Source organism: Citrobacter sp. Cpo061, assembly GCF_030332845.1.
In the GTDB taxonomy this organism is placed as follows: Bacteria; Pseudomonadota; Gammaproteobacteria; order Enterobacterales; family Enterobacteriaceae; genus Citrobacter; species Citrobacter portucalensis.
In genome coordinates this window covers 1-1,198 of the sequence record NZ_JAOWHB010000007.1, presented here as the reverse complement: position 1 = coordinate 1,198, position 1,198 = coordinate 1, and the positions used below count along the sequence as shown (strand labels likewise).

Annotated in this window: 2 protein-coding genes; one reads left to right on the top strand and one right to left on the bottom strand. The window is 42.8% G+C overall.

Translation table 11 applies throughout. The features are described 5' to 3' along the window. The first annotated feature begins 344 nt into the window (after window positions 1–344). Entirely contained in the window at window positions 345–665 is a 321-nt protein-coding gene (locus OGX97_RS00570) for a helix-turn-helix domain-containing protein (RefSeq protein WP_057696258.1), read from the top strand. Between the two features lie 27 nt (window positions 666–692). Here OGX97_RS00570 and OGX97_RS00565 read toward each other — a convergent pair whose 3' ends face one another. Further along, window positions 693–1,022: a type II toxin-antitoxin system RelE/ParE family toxin gene (locus OGX97_RS00565; RefSeq protein WP_057696255.1), complete on the bottom strand. Its 330-nt coding sequence runs from the start codon at window positions 1,020–1,022 to the stop codon at window positions 693–695. Window positions 1,023–1,198 lie beyond the last annotated feature (176 nt).

Here is a 1,198-nt window from a genome sequence, read left to right as displayed (position 1 = left end):
GATATGGGTATAGAAAGGTGCCGGAAACACGCAGCAGGCCGCAGAAATGCACTGAGGGCCTCTCTGTGGGTGCGGGCAACGGGTGTTATGTTAAATGACCTCTTCATTTCTATTCATTTACTATGAACTTCGATGAAGCTTGCCGTTTTTTTTGTAGTGAAAAGTGCGGTTGTCACTTGCATCTTGGCTTAAAGAACATTATATAAGGGGTGAGGTATATAAAAAATTATATTTTTTTGTTGCCTCTTTCTAAGGCGTGCGTATAATGCCGCACCCTGTAAACGCTCGAATATTTTTTGAGCTGCATCTACTTTTTTACACTCGCAGGACTTATGAGGGGAAATATGCTTCACCGTGTAAGTGAACCGTACGAACTCTTTGCTAAGGACGCTGTTGAGCTAAATATGATTTCACTGAAGTCCAAGCTGATCATTATTCTTACGGAGTTGATCCGTGAGCAGGGGTGGTCACAACGTGTCGCAGCAGAGAAGCTAGGTGTCAGTCAGCCAAGAGTCAGTAATCTTATGAACGGTCAATTTTCAAAATTCGCCATCGATACACTATTGGAGATCTTGTGCCGCATTGGATTCGTTATGGATGTTTCATTTCGACCTCACGACAAAGAGAGTCCAATTGACGTGAAAGTGAAAAAAGCAGTGCTGTGAACACTGCTTTGGTTACCGTCTGATTTATCAGAAGTCTTTTGGAAGCATCTTATACCTTAGCTTGATTGTATCCTCCTCGGACTTTGGTGTGCCATCTGACGTTTTTGAGAATGCATGTAGTACGTAGACTGCTTTTTTACCTACTACGTAAACCATCCGGTAAGCTGGTTTACCATTCTTCACCCACTCGATAACACCTTGTCCGAGGCCATTCATCGCCTTGGTCTTCCGCAAAGGTGACAAGCCATATTGTAAACGGTTTATCTCCACTGCTACTTCATCTTCAAGACTCTTTGGGAACACTTTTTGGCCGGTTAGGCTTTTTTGTGAACCCCCAACATATACTACTGGTTTCATGAACACCTCCTATCAGTGTCGTCGTCGATTCAAAGCGCACATACGCATTTCCTCTGTTGGTTGCTATTACCTGCCCCTCTCTCCTTGAGACGGCAGAATTTCAACTCTGGAGTATAAAGTTTTTTCAGGATGTTCCGATAGTGCTTTTTTATATAAATTTTTGTATATCTTACCGA